Here is a 1,096-nt window from a genome sequence, read left to right on the forward strand (position 1 = left end):
GGCGCTTCAAAGCGGGTACCGGAATATCAACCGGTTGTCCATCGACTACGCCTGTCGGCCTCGCCTTAGGTCCCGACTTACCCTGGGCAGATCAGCTTGACCCAGGAACCCTTGGTCAATCGGCGCACACGTTTCCCACGTGTGTATCGCTACTCATGCCTGCATTCTCACTCGTGAACCGTCCACAACTGCCTTCCGGCGCTGCTTCACCCGGCACACGACGCTCCCCTACCCACCCACACAGTCGTTAGACCTCATGTGTGAGTGACACGACTTCGGCGGTACGCTTGAGCCCCGCTACATTGTCGGCGCGGAATCACTAGACCAGTGAGCTATTACGCACTCTTTCAAGGGTGGCTGCTTCTAAGCCAACCTCCTGGTTGTCTCTGCGACTCCACATCCTTTCCCACTTAGCGTACGCTTAGGGGCCTTAGTCGATGCTCTGGGCTGTTTCCCTCTCGACCATGGAGCTTATCCCCCACAGTCTCACTGCCGCGCTCTCACTTACCGGCATTCGGAGTTTGGCTAAGGTCAGTAACCCGGTAGGGCCCATCGCCTATCCAGTGCTCTACCTCCGGCAAGAAACACACGACGCTGCACCTAAATGCATTTCGGGGAGAACCAGCTATCACGGAGTTTGATTGGCCTTTCACCCCTAACCACAGGTCATCCCCCAGGTTTTCAACCCTGGTGGGTTCGGTCCTCCACGAAGTCTTACCTCCGCTTCAACCTGCCCATGGCTAGATCACTCCGCTTCGGGTCTTGGGCGCGCTACTAATTCGCCCTCTTCGGACTCGCTTTCGCTACGGCTTCCCCACACGGGTTAACCTCGCAACACACCGCAAACTCGCAGGCTCATTCTTCAAAAGGCACGCAGTCACGAGACACCCCAAAAGGATGTCCGACGCTCCCACGGCTTGTAGGCACACGGTTTCAGGTACTATTTCACTCCGCTCCCGCGGTACTTTTCACCATTCCCTCACGGTACTATCCGCTATCGGTCACCAGGGAATATTTAGGCTTAACGGGTGGTCCCGCCAGATTCACACGGGATTTCTCGGGCCCCGTGCTACTTGGGTGTCGCACAAGCAAGCCG

General features: G+C 57.2%; 1 rRNA gene. It reads right to left on the bottom strand.

Features of this window, described 5'->3' with window-relative positions:
• Window positions 1–1,096: ribosomal RNA gene (locus ACFP1Z_RS33670) — 23S ribosomal RNA — on the bottom strand; the annotation flags it as partial.

It is taken from the genome of Streptomyces gamaensis, from assembly GCF_042656465.1.
GTDB lineage: Bacteria > Actinomycetota > Actinomycetes > Streptomycetales > Streptomycetaceae > Streptomyces > Streptomyces gamaensis.